Annotated in this window: 15 protein-coding genes; 9 read left to right on the forward strand and 6 right to left on the reverse strand. The window is 67.4% G+C overall.

Annotated elements, in window-relative coordinates; all coding sequences use genetic code 11:
• Positions 1-193 precede the first annotated feature (193 nt).
• Complete coding sequence (oxlT, locus tag MSPGM_RS05525) at positions 194-1,492, reverse strand: oxalate/formate MFS antiporter (protein ID WP_003602648.1); 1,299 nt, start codon at positions 1,490-1,492, stop codon at positions 194-196.
• Between the two features lie 539 nt (positions 1,493-2,031).
• Here oxlT and MSPGM_RS05530 point away from each other — a divergent pair.
• From MSPGM_RS05530 to MSPGM_RS05545, 4 genes are all read left to right on the forward strand, one after another.
• On the forward strand, positions 2,032-2,472 hold the full coding sequence (locus MSPGM_RS05530) for a cyclic nucleotide-binding/CBS domain-containing protein (protein ID WP_003602650.1): 441 nt from the start codon (positions 2,032-2,034) through the stop codon (positions 2,470-2,472).
• A 166-nt stretch (positions 2,473-2,638) separates the two neighbouring features.
• Entirely contained in the window at positions 2,639-2,920 is a 282-nt protein-coding gene (locus MSPGM_RS05535; protein WP_012752276.1) for a hypothetical protein, read from the forward strand.
• 22 nt (positions 2,921-2,942) lie between these two features.
• Positions 2,943-4,799: a hypothetical protein gene (locus tag MSPGM_RS05540; RefSeq protein ID WP_012752277.1), complete on the forward strand. Its 1,857-nt coding sequence runs from the start codon at positions 2,943-2,945 to the stop codon at positions 4,797-4,799.
• Positions 4,800-5,018: 219 nt separating this feature from the next.
• Positions 5,019-5,186 carry a hypothetical protein gene (locus MSPGM_RS05545; RefSeq protein ID WP_003606201.1) on the forward strand — a complete coding sequence of 56 codons (168 nt, stop codon included), beginning with the start codon at positions 5,019-5,021 and terminating at the stop codon, positions 5,184-5,186.
• Here MSPGM_RS05545 and MSPGM_RS05550 read toward each other — a convergent pair.
• Both MSPGM_RS05550 and frc read right to left on the reverse strand, forming a co-directional pair.
• Complete coding sequence (locus tag MSPGM_RS05550; protein ID WP_003606200.1) at positions 5,168-5,392, reverse strand: hypothetical protein; 225 nt, start codon at positions 5,390-5,392, stop codon at positions 5,168-5,170. The genes MSPGM_RS05545 and MSPGM_RS05550 overlap by 19 nt on opposite strands.
• A gap of 142 nt (positions 5,393-5,534) precedes the next feature.
• Positions 5,535-6,824, reverse strand: coding sequence for a formyl-CoA transferase (gene frc / locus MSPGM_RS05555; protein WP_003606199.1), 1,290 nt, complete (start codon positions 6,822-6,824; stop codon positions 5,535-5,537).
• Positions 6,825-7,245: 421 nt separating this feature from the next.
• On the opposite strand from frc, the gene MSPGM_RS05560 reads away from it, so the two are divergent.
• Positions 7,246-7,929: a GntR family transcriptional regulator gene (locus MSPGM_RS05560; protein WP_012752280.1), complete on the forward strand. Its 684-nt coding sequence runs from the start codon at positions 7,246-7,248 to the stop codon at positions 7,927-7,929.
• A gap of 129 nt (positions 7,930-8,058) precedes the next feature.
• Here the strand turns inward: MSPGM_RS05560 and MSPGM_RS05565 are convergent, their stop codons facing one another.
• Entirely contained in the window at positions 8,059-9,159 is a 1,101-nt protein-coding gene (locus tag MSPGM_RS05565; RefSeq protein WP_003606195.1) for a CobW family GTP-binding protein, read from the reverse strand.
• Between the two features lie 132 nt (positions 9,160-9,291).
• Entirely contained in the window at positions 9,292-10,797 is a 1,506-nt protein-coding gene (locus tag MSPGM_RS05570; protein WP_012752281.1) for a D-alanyl-D-alanine carboxypeptidase family protein, read from the reverse strand.
• A 271-nt stretch (positions 10,798-11,068) separates the two neighbouring features.
• Between MSPGM_RS05570 and queE the strand changes: the two genes are divergently transcribed.
• The 3 genes from queE to MSPGM_RS05585 all read left to right on the forward strand — a co-directional run bounded on the left by queE (position 11,069) and on the right by MSPGM_RS05585 (position 12,685).
• The gene (gene queE, locus MSPGM_RS05575) at positions 11,069-11,707 is read left to right on the forward strand and encodes a 7-carboxy-7-deazaguanine synthase (protein WP_012752282.1); all 639 of its coding nucleotides are present in this window, start codon (positions 11,069-11,071) and stop codon (positions 11,705-11,707) included.
• Positions 11,708-11,870: 163 nt separating this feature from the next.
• The gene (locus tag MSPGM_RS05580; RefSeq protein WP_003604194.1) at positions 11,871-12,308 is read left to right on the forward strand and encodes a hypothetical protein; all 438 of its coding nucleotides are present in this window, start codon (positions 11,871-11,873) and stop codon (positions 12,306-12,308) included.
• Positions 12,309-12,418: 110 nt separating this feature from the next.
• Positions 12,419-12,685, forward strand: coding sequence for a hypothetical protein (locus MSPGM_RS05585; RefSeq protein ID WP_244426862.1), 267 nt, complete (start codon positions 12,419-12,421; stop codon positions 12,683-12,685).
• 93 nt (positions 12,686-12,778) lie between these two features.
• Here the strand turns inward: MSPGM_RS05585 and MSPGM_RS05590 are convergent, their stop codons facing one another.
• Positions 12,779-14,020, reverse strand: a complete 1,242-nt coding sequence (locus tag MSPGM_RS05590) for an FAD-dependent monooxygenase (RefSeq protein WP_003604192.1) — start codon at positions 14,018-14,020, stop codon at positions 12,779-12,781.
• An 832-nt stretch (positions 14,021-14,852) separates the two neighbouring features.
• Here MSPGM_RS05590 and queD point away from each other — a divergent pair.
• Positions 14,853-15,209, forward strand: coding sequence for a 6-carboxytetrahydropterin synthase QueD (gene queD, locus MSPGM_RS05595; protein WP_003604191.1), 357 nt, complete (start codon positions 14,853-14,855; stop codon positions 15,207-15,209).
• Positions 15,210-15,211: the final 2 nt, after the last annotated feature.

Consider the following 15,211-nt stretch of genomic DNA (forward strand, 5'->3'; position numbering starts at 1 on the left):
ATATACCAGAGCAGCAAAGTCCAAGCGTGGCGGTGCGGCAACCCGGCACACCGGAGCGACCGCGTCGGCGGGAGCACGTCAAAGAATGCGCGGCGTCGGGAGCGGAAAACGCGTCGGCGCGCACCGGGCGTCTGAGCCCGGCGCGCGCCGACATCTTCGAAAGGCCGGGCGGCGGCCCGGCCCGTGCGCGGCCTCAGTGGGCGGAGACCGTGTCCGGCTTGGCTTCCAAGACGGTCGACTCCTGCCGCGTGTAGGCCTGCCGCATCGGCTTGAGGACGAAGATCGCCATCAGCGCCGCCAGGATGTTGAGCGCAGCGGCCGCCAGGAACACCGCGTGCCAGCTCCCCGTCATCGTCGTGAGGATGCTGGTATAGGGCACGATCAGCGCCGCCGTGCCCTTGGCCGTGTAGAGCAGGCCGGCATTAGTGGCGGCGTATTTCGAGCCGAAGGTGTCGCCGCAGGTCGCCGGGAACAGCGAGTAGATCTCGCCCCAGGCGAAGAACACCAGACCGGTCAGGATCACGAACAGGATCGGGTCCTGGCCGAACTGGCTCAGCAGGTAGATGCCCACGCCCTCGATGCCGAAGGAGAGGAACATCGTGTTCTCACGGCCGATATGGTCGGAGATCCAGCCGAAGAGCGGGCGCGTCACGCCGTTGAGCACCCGGTCGATCGTGGCGGCGAAGGTCAGCGCCGGCAGGGTGATCCCCAGCAGGCTCACCGGCACGTCGGCGATATGGAAGTCCTTGGCGATGGGGCCGAGCTGGGCGGTGGCCATCAGGCCGCCGGCCGCCATCATCACGAACATCGCGTACATCACCCAGAAGATCGGGGTGCGCACCATCTCGCCGGGCGTGAAGTCACGCCGGCTCTGGCTGACGCGGGCGATCTCGGGCACCTGTCCTTTCTTCGGCGCGACGAGGAACAGGGCGATCAACATCACGATCAGGCCCTGGCCGATCCCGAACCAGAAGAAGGCAGCCTCGTAGCCGTAATGGTGAATCACCGCCTGGATCGGCACGACGGTGAGTGCCGAGCCCGCGCCGAAGCCCATGGCGGTGAGGCCGGCGGCCAGACCGCGCCGGTCGGGGAACCACTTCAGCGAGTTGCCGACGCAGGTACCGTAGACCGCGCCCGCACCGGTGCCGCCAACGGCCGCACCGACATAGAGCAGCCACAACGTATCGGCGTAGGCGTTGATCACCCAGGCCAGCCCGCACAACAGGCCGCCGACGAGCGTCACGGCCCGCGGGCCGTACTTGTCGACGAACCAGCCCTCGATCGGCACCAGCCAGGTCTCGGTGAGAACGAACAGGGTGAAGGCGACTTGGATCGCGGCGCGGTCCCAGCCGTGCCGTTCCTGCATCGGGTTGACGAAGAACGTCCAGCCGTACTGCATGTTGGCGATCATGCACATGCAGACGATGCCGAACACCAATTGCAGCCATCGGCTCGTCGGTGGTGGAACGTATGTTGTCGTAGGTTGGGTCATGGACGTATCTCCAGTGTACGCTCGATTTTTCCGAGCTTTTTGGCAGCTCAATTTCTCGATTATTTTTTGAATATGACTTTAAATATTCGCTGACGCGGAATGACTGCGTGAGCAGACCATCGCGTTCGTCCGGTAAATTCCTGGAGTCGCATCCAACTCGATCACATCGGATCGGCGGATCAGGACCCTCGTTTCAACGCGCCGAGTTTCGACGAACCGGCTGCCACCTCGTCGGAATGCGCTGACGAAGCCGACAGGCACCGCCGCGGATGAGCTCTGCCGGTTCCCGGGGACACCCTGCGAGGACGAGCGCGAGGCTTTCGTGCAGCCCTGGATCAGGGGCAGGACATGCCTCGGATCATGCCGCACCGGCCGAACGGAGGACGCCTAGGCGGATCGATGTTTGCGGCTCAATCTTGCCAATCCCGCCCGGACGGCGGCACCATAATTCAAAACGCAGGATTGACAATAGGTATGCTGTATACCAGCCTGCAGTCCAAGGCGGCCCCGTCCGAGAGGCATGCCGATGGAGGAGCGCCGTGTTTGGAACGATGCGCCGTGAGCCGGATGCCGGTGGCGTCCGCACCATCCACCGGGACCGATCCGTGGCCGAAGCGGCCCAACTCCTCGCCGAGCCGGGAACGGGCGCGCTCGTCGTCGTCGAGGGCGATGCCGACGCCACGGTGACGGGTCTGCTGACCCAGCGCGACATCTTCCGCGCGGTGGCGACCGAGGGCCCCGAGATCTACAACCGCAGCGTCTGGCTCATCACCGATCACGACTTTCCCGCGGTCGATGTCGGCGCCTCGGCACAGGAGCGGCTGAAGACCTTCTGCGAGCGGAAGGTCGATCACATCGCCCTGATGGAATCCTGCCGCATCAGCGCGATCCTGAGTATCTGGGACTGCGCCGGCCAAGGAGTCGGCCAGGATATGGGCCAAGCACGGGCGACGAACCCGCCGGCATTGCCGCATACGTGAAGGCGCACGGCTCACAGTGAGCGCAAATGGAGCGCCGGACACGACGCATCTCGTTACGGATTCATGCCTGCCGGGAGCAGGCACCGTTCACCGAGCGTTGTGCGAGAACGATCCGGAACAGGTCGGAAGACGAGTCCGAGAAAAGGCGTCCGCCATGGAAAACCCGATGAAACATCTGACCGTCATCGAATGCCCGATCGTCTTCCCGGGCGAGAACGAATTCGGTGCGTCGAGCATCGACATGTTGCCCCGTCTTGGCATCGCCGGCGGGCTGGAGAGCCGCCACATCCGCGTTCTGGACGAGCGCATCATCGCGGTGTGCATCTGGCGCAGCTCGTTCTGCGCCAAGCTGTTCTTCGACACCGCGTGGCACGAGCGGGCGGCGAGCCTGTGGGGCGAGGCCTACCAGATCCGGTTCGAGGCGATCGAGAACGCCTCCGCCGCCTGATCGAGACCGGGAGGGGCGAGCGATGACCGACGCCGCGCCGCCCCTCTCTGACAGGTTTCCGGCCGAGGCCGCCGGCACGGCCCGCGCGGACGAGCCGGCCTTCCACGCGTGGAATCCCGGCCTCGAACCCGGCCTGCCGCGGGCGATGCGCCCGCTCGCGACGGTGTTCCGGCCCGAGAACGTCCGCCTGCCCTTTTCCGAAATCCTCGAACTGTCCGATGTCAGCGGCCTGCCCGCGACGCAGCTCGCCCCCTTCCGGCCCGAGCGCCTCGCGGTCCACGAGGTGCTGATCCGGGTCATGGCCGACATCTCAGTCCCCGTCGGCGAAGTCTATGCCGATCTCGGACTGAACTTCCGGCGCATCGTCGGCACGCTGCTGCGCGAGGGCGTGATGCACCGCCTCGACGCGGTCGCGGCGACCCTCGACGCGGTCCGCGCCGAGGCCGACGCGGCGCTGGAATGCGAGCTGTCGGCCCTGTTCGACGAGGCGCCCGCGCCGCCGCCCGAACCGGTCTCCGGCTGGGCCGGATGGCTCCGCCGCCTCGGCCCGCGCGAGCCGCCCCCCCCTTCCCCTTCTCCAGCCGGCGACGGGCAGGCTCGCATCCTTGCCCGCCTCGACGAACGATGCGCGTCCGCGAGCGAGCCCGAGAGCATGGAGAGCGCCGCCCGCGAGGCCCTGCGCACGGTGTTCGGGCACGTCATCGCCCGCCAGGGCATGCTGATCCGCGACCGCACGCTGCTGCGGCGGCTCGCCGGCATCCTCGTCACCAACCGCTGCGGCAGCGACCGGATCGGCGCACTGATCGCGCCCTGGATCGAGGCGGTCGCCGCGGCGCAGGGCTACCATCGGCCCGCGCCGCAAGCGCAGCCGGTGGTGATGACCGTCAAGGGCGCCTCGGCCTCGGGCAAGAGCACGATCCGGCCCTATCAGCGCGACCTCGCCGGGCGGATCGGCGCGCAATGGCAGGACTTCGCCGTCATCACGCCCGACGTCTGGCGCAAGTTCCTGCTGGACTATGACAGCCTGGGCGAAGCGCGCCGCTATGCCGGGCCGCTGACCGGGCACGAGGTCGAGATCATCGATGCCAAGCTCGACCGCTACATCACCCGCAAGGCGGCCGGCGGCCGCCTCTCGCACCTGCTGATCGATCGCTTCCGCTTCGACAGCTTCTCGACGGAGGCCGGCAGCGACGGTGCGGGCCAGCTCCTCACCCGGTTCGGCCAGCGCGTCTACCTGCAATTCATGATCACCCCGCCCGAGGAAACGGTGGAGCGGGCCTGGAAACGGGGTGAGGAGTTCGGGCGCTACAAGGCGGTCGAGGATCTGCTCGCGCACAACGTCGAGGCCTTCACCGGCATGCCGCGGCTGTTCTTCACCTGGGCGCTGCGCCGAGACCGGCCGGTCACCTACGAGTTTCTCGACAACAGCGTGCCCAAGGGCGCGCGCCCACTTACCATCGCCTTCGGCACAAACGACGCGATGACGATCCTCGATGCCAAAGCCCTGCTGGCGATCGAGCGCTACCGGCGGATCGATATCCGCGCCCGCGCGGCGGCCGATGTCTATCGCGGCGTCGCCGACGAACCGGAGGCCGAGGCGCGCTTTCTGCGGGAGGCGTTGCGGCAAGTCTCCGTCGTGCGCTTCGCCGACCGGGCATCGGGGCGGGTCTTCGCGCGCTTCGAGAGCGGTCGTCTCGTCGGCCTCGACCCGGCGGGTCTCGCCGCCGCACGCCGCGACGTCGGGACCGCGCGGGCGCTCGCAGCGACGGGCCTGACGGAGCAGACCGAGGGTGTCGCGCCGCTCGACGAGGTTCTCTGCCCGGACGAAACCTCGACCCTCGGCGCATGGGGTCCAGAGGTGGATCGGGCGATCTCCTGAACCGCGGCCATGCTGCGGTGCGACATCGAATTGCGTCTGTCACACCGTCATCGGCCGCAGGGATTGCAGCCGGATTCGCGCATGGTCAGATCATAGCACGCCGTTCACATGCACGTGACGCATGCGCGTATCTGGTATTTTGTACTTCATATCCCAAAACGCGCGGCTTATTTCGGATTCGTTCGCACCGCACCATAGTCCGCACCGACGGAGACTATCATGCTCGCCACTTGGCTCGCCGCGCTCGTTTTCCTCGTCGCCGTGCAGGCTCTGCTCGTCGTCAAGCTGGCCGACCGGCTGACCGTCTCGAGCGCCGCCCAGGATTCCCCGACGGGCCGCGGCACCGAGGCGCTGGATACCGCCGACCGCTACGCCCGCGCCGCCTGAATCGCGATCTCGCCGGCAGCAAATCCCGCAGCAGCCAGCCATTCGGGTCCGGCCGGTTTGGCGGGCGAAATTTCGCAGCGCATCTCGGCTGCGAACGGCGTCGCATCGAGAAAAGCCTGCATCTCGGCGTCGGAGTAGTGACCGAACGCGTCCACGAGATCCGCCAGAGCGCGATCCGCGGCGTGATCAGAGACGTTTTCGGCCATCACCGTATCCTCCGGTCACCGGCCCGAACGGTGCGCTACGCCGCCGTATCGGGTCTCGCCTGCCTCACACTGGTATCTGGCATACCAGAAGGAGGAAATCAAGTTCCGAACCCTCTGTCGTTCGGCAGGATAGTTCCGTGACCTACTCCGCGGCGATGCGGTGGACGCCGCCCACCGCACCCGAACCGAGGATGTCGCTGATTTCCGTATCGGTGCAGCCCAGCACCTCGCGAAGGATCTCGTCGGTATGCTCGCCGAGCAGCGGCGCGCGGGTGATCTCGGTGGGGCTCGCCGACAGCTTGATCGGGTTGCCGACCGTCAGATAGGCCCCGCGGGTCGGGTGCTCGACCTCGACCACCGTGCCGTTCGCCCGCAGCATCGGATCCTCGGCGATCTCCCGCATCGACAGGATCGGTCCGCACGGGATCTCGTAGGCGTTGAGGATCTCCATCGCCTCGAGCTTGTCGTGCTTCATCGTCCACGCTTCGATGCGCGTGAAGATCTCGTTGAGATGCGGCAAGCGAGCTTTCGGCGTCGCGTAGGCCGGATCGGTCTTCCAGTCCGGCTCGCCGATGATGTCGCAGATCGGTCCCCAGACCGCGCCCTGCGTGATGAAGTAGATGTAGGCGTTGGGATCCTGCTCCCAGCCCTTGCACTTGAGGATGCGGCCGGGCTGCCCACCGCCGGAATCGTTGCCGGCCCGCGGCACCGCTTCGCCGAAGGGTACGCCTTCGCCGTACTGGCTGTATTCCATCAGCGGGCCGTGGGCGAGGCGCTGCTGGTCGCGCAGCTTCACCCGGCAGAGGTTGAGCACCCCGTCCTGCATGGCACAATCGACGCGCTGGCCCTGCCCCGTCTGGGTGCGCTGGTAGAGGGCCGTGACGATGCCGAGCGCCAGATGCAGGCCGGTACCGGAATCGCCGATCTGCGCCCCCGACACCATCGGCACGCCGTCGCGCCAGCCGGTGGTGGAAGCCGCGCCGCCGACGCATTGGGCGACGTTCTCGTAGACCTTGCAATCCTGGTAGCGGCCGGGCCCGAAGCCCTTCACCGAGGCCAGGATCAGGCCCGGATTGGCGGCCTGCAGTTTCTCCCAGGTCAGCCCCATGCGGTCGAGCGCACCGGGGGCGAAGTTCTCGACCAGCACATCGCACTCGGCGATGAGCCGCCAGAGGATCGCGTTGCCCTTGGGGTTCTTGCCGTCGAGCGTGATCGAACGCTTGTTGTGGTTCAGCATCGTGAAATAGAGGCTGTCCACGCCGGGAAGGTCCTGAAGCTGCTGGCGCGTCGCGTCGCCCGCGCCCGGCCGCTCGACCTTAATGACGTCGGCCCCGAACCACGCGAGCAATTGCGTGCAGGTCGGCCCCGATTGAACATGGGTGAAATCGAGGATGCGAACGCCCTCGAGGGCCTTGCCCGGTGCCTTGCTCATCGCAGGTCTCCTCCCCAGGAGAGTGGCATGTTGCCGGGCGCTGATCGGCCGATGGCGTCGGCCGTGTGCGCCCGTGGGGTTCCGTGCCGGTCTGGTTCCGTGCCGGTCTTGGAGCGTCCGGTACGGCTGGCATGCGCGACGTGAGCGCAGCTCAGAGCACCATCCGCGAGGCTGCCCTGCACCCGGCGAATGCCGCCGGCATCGACTCCCCGGTTTTCTTCTGGCATACCAGATGCCAGAGGTCAACATTTCGGGCCGGAAACCGAAGATCCGCACGTTCTCGTGCGGATTCCGCGGGGAGAGCCGGGACGCCGGAGTGCGGGCTGCCTTGTCTTCCGAAGGATGAGACGCCATGCTCTCGCGGCTCGATGCTTCCACTCCGGACCCGCAACCCCATCGGCATCAAGGTCGATCCGAAGTGATGGAAAATCTCTCGATCAAGCCAATCGTTCCGGCGACGAGCCTGCGGACGCTGGCCTACGAGGCGCTGAAATCCGCCATCACCAACATGGACATCTACGGCCAGACCGGGGATGTGCGGCTCGATGAGCGCGGCCTGTCGCAGACGCTCGGCGTGAGCCGCACGCCGATCCGCGAGGCGCTGACGGTGCTGGAGCAGGAAGGCTTCGTGCGCAACGAGCCCAGGCGCGGCGTATTCGTCGTCAAGAAGACGAAGCGCGAGATCGTCGGCATGATCCAGGCCTGGGCGGCGCTGGAGAGCATGGCGGCGCGGCTCGCCTGCACCGCCGCCTCGGACGAGGATCTGGCCTGCCTGCGCCGCTCCTTCCCGGAATTCTTCGACGGCCAGCCCTACGAGCATCTCGACGAGTACTCGGAAGCCAATATCCGCTTCCACCAGAAGATCATTGCGCTTGGCCACAGCGCGGTGATCACGGACCTGACCAGCAACCTGCTGATGCATGTGCGCGGCATCCGCAACACGGCGCTCCGCCAGGGCGACCGCGCCTCGAAGTCGATCGAGGAGCACGTGCAGATCATCGAGGCGCTGGAAGCCCGCGACGCGGATCGCGCCGAGCGCCTCGTGCGCGACCACGGACTCGGCCTCGCCGACCACGTCCAGCGTTACGGCGACCACCTCGACTGATCGGCCCCGGACGAGACGGCGCCGACGACCGTCTCCGCTCCCGGCTTGCTGCGTCTCAGGGCGTGCCACGAGGGCGCTGCGTGTCCTCGCGCGACGTGAACACGCCCGAGACCTCGCCGGGACGACGCCCTACCCCCCCGGGATCGCCAGCGGATTGTCGGTGAGCGCTGCCCGGTCCGGTGTGTCCAGGGCGGGCTTGCCGAGAAAGGCGTCCCAGATTCGGCGGACGAAGGCCGGGTCGAGGTCGCGCACGATCAGCACGAGCCGCGAACGGCGATCCGCGTCGGGCCAGGCCGGCAGCGTCACCGGCGTGTGGACGACGTGCTGCACCCCGTGCACCACGACTGGTCGCTCGGGATCGTCGGCGAGCGCCACGAGCCCCTTGAGGCGCAGGAGCTTCGGCCCGTGTGCCGAACGCAGAAGATCCAGGAACATCTCGAAGGTCGGGCGCGGCACCGGTTCGTCGCTGGTGAGGTGAAAGGCGCGGATCGCCGCGTCGTGCCGGTTCACGTCGTGATGATGGTGACCGTGGTCGTGGTGATGGCCGTGCGCGTGCTCCTCCGCGCCGAGCCAGGCGCGCACGTCGTCCCCTTTGCCGTCGAGGCCGAACAGGCCGCCGAGCAGGCGCTCGGCCGGCACGTCGGGCCTGTGGATCCGGCCCCCCGGATTGAGGGCGGCGAGCCGTTGGGTCAACGCCTCCGCCTCGGCGCCGGGCAGGTCGCCCTTGGTCACCACGAGATGATCGGCGACCGCTGCCTGCCGCAAGGCCTCGCCGTGCGCGTCGAGGGTGTCGGCGCCGTTGACCGCATCGATCACCGTCACCACGCCCTGCAACTGGAACCGGATTGCGAGATAGGGGTGGTAGATCAGCGCGTGGAGAATCGGCGCCGGGTCGGCGAGCCCCGTGGTCTCGATCACCACCCGGCGGAACGGGTTGATGCGGCCGTTGTCGCGGCGGCGCAGAAGGTCTTCCAGCGTCGAGATCAGGTCGCCGCGCACGGTGCAGCACAGGCAGCCGGCGCCGAGCAGGATCATCCCCTCATCGACCGTCTCGATCAGCAGGTGGTCGAGCCCGATCTCGCCGAACTCGTTGACGATCACCACCGTATCGGCGAGCGCCGGATCGCCGAGGAGGCGGTTCAGCAGCGTGGTCTTGCCCGCGCCGAGGAAGCCCGTGAGCACGGTGAGCGGGATCGGCGCGGGGCGGCCGGGTTGTTCGGTCTGAGGCATCGTGGAACGGCTTTCGAAGTCTGAGCCGCTCGCGGTTCCCCCCCTCTCCCCGGCAGGGGCGAGGGGATCAGCCGTCACCGCAGCGTGCGTCTCGGCAACGATATGACGATGCCGAGGGCCTTCGAAAACCCCTTACGACTCGTCGTTCTTGGCCTTGGCAGGCTTCTTGTCCGCCTTCTTGGCGGCGGGCTTGGCCGCCTCGGGCTTTGTCGCTTCGGGCTTCTTGGCGGCCGGCTTGTGCGCCGGCTTCGCGGCGGCCTTCGGAGCGGACTCCACCGCCGTGTAGGCGCTGGTCGTGGCCGGCACGCTCTTGTCCCGGCCGGCGGCGGTCTTCGTGGCGGGCTTGGGCGCGGTCACGGCGGCGGCGCGGGCCTTGGCGGCTTTCTCCGAGGCGGCCTGCTTGGCGGCCTCTCGGGCCGCGTCCTTGGTGGCCTTGGCTTCCGCGCGCTTGCGCTGGGCAGCCTCCAGCGCGGCCTGACGGGCCGCCTGCTTGGAAGCCTGCGCCTCCTGTTCCTCGCGAGCCAGCGCCATCGCGCCTTCCGTGGGGCTGCTGCCGATCCAGACCGGGATCGGCTGGAGCGGCGCCCGCGGCGGCAGGGTGCGGCCACGGACGTTGGCGCTGCTGAGCGCGGCAAAGGCAAGGTTGGTGGCGTCCGGAGTCGCCGAGCCGAGGAGCTGCGTCGTCGCGCTGCTGGCGCCGGGGCCGCTCGCGGTCAGCGCGCCGGGACCTTCGTCCACCGGCATCGGCTTGCGCTTGTCGCAGATGTAGGGCCGCAGGTCCGGCGGGGCGGCGACGTTGGAGGGCGGCAGCGATTCGAGCGTCGGCGCGGTCCAGCCCGCCGACTGGCCGAAGCCATAATCGAACAGGTCGGCAGCCTTGATGTCGCGCTCGCGTGCGCTCGGCTGGCCCATCACCACGGTGATGATGCGCCGGCCGCCGCGGGTCGCGGTCGCCACCACGTTGAAGCCGCCCGAGCAGATGAAGCCGGTCTTCATGCCGTCGGCCCCGGGATAGCGCCCGAGCAGGCCGTTATGGTTGGCCATCACCGACTTGCCGAACTGGATCGCCGAGATCGAGAACAGGTTCTGCTGGTTGGGAAAGTCGCGCATCAGCGCGCGGGCCAGGACCGCCATGTCGCGGGCGCTCGTCCATTGCCGCGGCTCGGGCAGGCCGTTGGGATTGTACCAGCGGCTCTCGCGCATGCCGATCCGGTGCGCGGTCTCGTTCATCATGTCGGCGAAGCCCTCGACGGAGCCGCCGAGCCCCTCGCCGATCGCCCAGGACACGTCGTTGGCCGACTTGACCATGATGATCTTGAGGGCGTTGTCGAGGGTGATCTGCGTGCCCGGCTTGAAGCCCATCTTCGAGGGCGGCTCGGCGGCAGCGGCCGGCGACACCGTCAGCAGCGTGTCGAGAGAGACCTTGCCCTGGCGCACCATGTCGAGGGCGACATAGGTGGTCATCAGCTTGGTGATCGAGGCCGGATACCAGGGGTCGGTCGCGCCCTGGCTGTAGAGCACCTTGCCGGACTCGGCATCGACGACGAGGATCGGTGCCGTCACCGCCGAGGCCGCCCCCGCCATCAGGCCGAGGGCGGTGAGCGAGCCGATCAGCCGTCCCCAAACACGGTTCACCATCGGGCCAATCTCGAAAGGGTGGGAGGGCGCGGGACGCCGCGGAGCAGGAATTCCGTTGCCGGCTCCGGGCCTTCGTGAAGAAAGCGCCCGGACAGGGTCGGATCGAGGATACCCGTTCATCAACGTGCCCTCCGTGGCGAGAGCATGGCAGAGCCCGGCGTTTTGCCTAACGGTACACGGCCGATCAGGGTTGCGTTCCGCGAAATCGTGCCCCGCTTGGTCTTCCGCGCCTCCCGGAGGTATGGGCAAGCCCTGGCAGAAAAGCGCAACGATGTCCTACGCGGTCAAGGAACTCTTCCACACACTTCAGGGCGAGGGCGCACAGGCCGGGCGCGCGGCGGTGTTCTGCCGGTTTTCCGGCTGCAATCTCTGGTCCGGCCGCGAGGAGGACCGGGCGGGCGCCGCCTGCCGCTTCTGCGACACCGATTTCGTCGGGATGGACGGAGAGGGCGGCGGGCGCTTCGCCTCCGCCGAGATCCTGGCGGACGCGATCGCCGCGACCTGGGCCGGGGGGACGGCCAACCGCTACGTCGTGTTCACCGGCGGCGAGCCGCTGCTGCAACTCGACGAGGCGTTGATTGCCGCCGTCCATGCCCGCGGCTTCGAGGTCGCGGTGGAGACCAACGGGACGCTTCCCGCCCCGCCCGGCATCGACTGGATCTGCGTGAGCCCCAAGGCCGGCAACCCGCTGGTCCAGACCTCGGGCGACGAGTTGAAGCTCGTCTTCCCGCAGGCGGAGGCCGAGGCCGCGCCGGAGCGTTTCTCGGATTTGCCCTTCCGACATCATTTCTTGCAGCCGATGGACGGTCCGGACGCCGCCGCCCACACCGCGGCGGCGGTGGCCTATTGCCGGTCGAACGCCCGCTGGCGGCTCTCGCTCCAGACGCACAAGATCATCGGGATTCCGTGAGGGCATCGCCCTGAAGGGCGGCTTCCGGCTTTGGCTGACAGCGATGCGTGGGCAGGTGGGTGGGCAGGCGGGACAGGTGCGGCCGGCGGTTGCATCCGCCGCCGACCTCGACCACCTTCGCGCGCAACCGCGGCCGGCCGCCCTATGGCCAGAAGGATGCCCGATGACGCCTGATTCCACGACGCCGGACGCCGCGGCGCTCAGGCTCGATCACTCCTCCGTCGAGGAACTCAACCTTGCCCTGCGCCACTTCCGGCGCCTGATGATCCGCCTGCCCCTGATCCTCGTCCTCGGCTTCGCGGCAGCGATCGGCCTGTCGTATCTCGGGACCGCGCTGTCGCCACCCTACGGCGTGTACATCCTCGGGTGGGATCTCATGACCTGGGGGCTGCTCGGGGTCCTTGCCGTTCTCTTCGCCGAATTCTGGTGGGAGGGGCGGCAGATCGGGCGGGCCCTCAACAGTGTCGAGATGCAATCCGCGCCGATCGCCTCCTTGCTGGGCGGACAGGCTCTGATCGGGGAGCGCGCCCGCGAACACGGCATGAAGCCGGGCCTCTTCAACGGTCCGCTCCGGCCGATCACGAAACGCCAGCCGGGCTAACGAGCGACGGACGATTTGAGTTGAGCAGACCGAACGGTCTGACCTGATCCAGCGTTTAGGGTCCCCAGGTCTGAGGATCCGAGGATTGATCGATGTGGAGCTGGCGGATCATGGATCGGGCGCCCCGCGACGGCCGCTGGATCATCGCCATCAACCGGCGCGAGCCGGACCGCCGCGCCGTCATTCGCTGGGATCCGCGCAATTCCAGTGACAGCGAGCCCTGGCGGGTCGCTTCGTGCGACCATGGCTACGCGTCGGACGCGTTCACGGATTGGATGCCCTTTCCACCTTGGCCAGCTCAGGGCGAGCACGCAGATGCGGGCCAGAGCGAGATTCAGGCGGCGCTCGGCGGTGAGACGGTGCCGACCGGGTTGTGAGGCCGCGAAGGCTCAGCACGACGCTGGCACCCTCGCGGACTTCGATGTCGATCCGGATCCCGCGGCTCTCAGCCCGCTCCGGCGCTGACAGCGTCAATGGCGGGGCGTTCCCGGTTCGGCTCCGGCGATGCCGCATTTGGCTCTTGATCCGAACGGGTGCGCTGGTCCGCCGATTCGCCCGAGAGGTGCGGCCGCGCGACCCGTCAGTTTGGTATATTGACCACGCAAATACAGGTATGTTCTCGCAGGTATCCGCTTCAGCAGCCGAGAGCGCCTCGCGAGCAGGAGCGTGAAGAAGGCGGGTGTGTTGTAGCGGATGTAGCGCGGAAGGTTCTCGAACCATTCCGCACTTAGGCGCGCATCCCGTTGCACGCGAGCGAGTGCGCGTTGGCGTCGACGGTCGAACGCGTCGAGGGCGCGGGGAAGGCTGTCGTGCTCGCTCAAGGCCGAGGCGAGCGCGATCGCGTCGTCGATGGCCAGACGCGTTCCCGAACCGATCGTGAAATGTGTCGTATGCGCGGCGTCACCGATCAGCACCAAGTTGTCCGCGCGCCACCTTCGGTTGACCAACCTGCGGAAGCTCGACCATGGCAGTGTGTGGCCCTGGCCATCGCGGCTGATCAGTTCGTGCCCGTCGAGATGCTTGGCGAATATGCTTTCCAGTAGCCGCAACTCGGCATCCGCGCGCATCGTGCCAAGACCGAGCCCCTTCCACGTCTCCGGTGCGCATTCCACGATGAACGTACTCATTCCCTCCTTGAAGGAGTAGGCGTGAAACCAGACCCATCCGGCGCTGGTCGGAACGAATCCGAACGTGAAGGACGGGAAACGCTGTGTCGTTGCGAGCCAGAGGTATTTGTTGCGGCCGGCTTCGATCTGCGGCCGGAACTGATCCGCGCGGTGCCGACGCAACGGACTCGCGACACCGTCGGCCGCCACGATGAGGTCGGCATCGGCGACCTGACTCAGCTCGCTGATCTCGCTCTCGAACCGCACGTCGACGCCGAGCGCAAGCGCCCGCTCGATGAGGATCTGCAGGAGGCGACGACGGCATAGGCCGTAGCCCCCGCCTCCGTGGTGAAGCGGCGGTTGCCCCTCGACGTCGACCACTTGCCCGGACCAGGGCACCGCCTGATCCGCGATCGCCTGCGCGCTGTCCGGATCGTTGGTCCGCAGGGTGGCAAGAAGATCCTCCCAGAAGACGACGCCCCACCCATGTGTCGTTCCCGCTGGGTTTCGCTCGTGGACGACAATCTCATGGTTCGGGTTGCGCCGCTTCATCACGATCGCGAAATACAGTCCGGCAGGCCCCGCACCGACGCATGAGATCTTCATCAAGACTCTCCATCTCGTCTGACGCTTCCTGCATCATGACATGCGACAACTCGGCTAGAGCGCATTCCGAAGAAGCGGCCACCGGTTCGTCGAAAGACTACGCATCAAAACAACGACCGAGAGCCGCCAGCCTGATGCAATCAGGTCGGATACGGCTCCAGGCCATGATTTTATGTGTAATTTTGCTGCCGCACTCGCGACGACAGGAGTTCTTTCTGCATGCAGCGCGAGCACCGGCGGTTTTTGAAGGATGCAGGAATGCTGACGAGCATCCTGCGCGACAGTTCAGTCGTGGCAGCGCGACGAAAGCCGGCGACGAGAGCTTGAGATGAACAACCAACGCGCGCAACGTCGATTATGGATGGTAGCCGTAACCCCAACGGGCCACGCCCGCCGCTTCGTGTGCCTGGATGGGCGTGACATCTCTCCCCGGCCAACTTGGGCGTCGGAGCCGCCTCCGGCCCGCCGTCGCACGCGCGTTCGTTGATCGATGCTCGCCCCTGGGCCGGGCCGCCAGCGCTGCGTGCGTCGGCGGGTGACGATCGTGCGTCCACGTCGCGATCGGGTCCGAACGCCCTCTGCAGTCTCCCCTTGAACCCGAGCCTGATCTCGAACGAAGCGTTCGAGCGGCCCCAGGCGATGAGGTCGGTCTGGTTCGAGGGGCCGCGCCGGCACGATCACCACACGCGGGCTCGCGGCCGCAAAGACCGGATAGAGGGTGCATTTCGGCCGATGTGGTGACATATCCACGATCTCGGTGCGCCCGCCGGCCGCCGACAACCCGCTGCGCTGTCCGCGGCGGGACCGTTCCGGACCTCGTGAAGATCCCGCGATGAAGATCACTCAGGCCTTCACCTTCGAGGCGGCTCACCGCCTGCCGAACGTGCCCCAGACCCACCGCTGCCACCGCATGCACGGGCATTCCTACCGCGTGGAGCTGACGGTCTCCGGCGCGGTCGATCCGACGAGCGGCTGGGTGGTCGATTTCTACGACATCGAGAGCGCCTTTGCGCCGCTCCTGGAGCGGCTCGACCACCATTGCCTCAACGAGATCGAGGGGCTGGAGAATCCCACCGCGGAGCATATAGCGGCCTGGATCTGGCATCGGGCCAAGCCGGCGATTCCGGGGCTTTCCAGCGTGCGGATCTTCGAGACGCCTTATTCCTGGGCCGAGTACGAGGGCGACTGACC

Origin of the sequence: Methylorubrum sp. GM97, from assembly GCF_024347855.1 — a bacterium.
GTDB lineage: Bacteria > Pseudomonadota > Alphaproteobacteria > Rhizobiales > Beijerinckiaceae > Methylobacterium > Methylobacterium extorquens.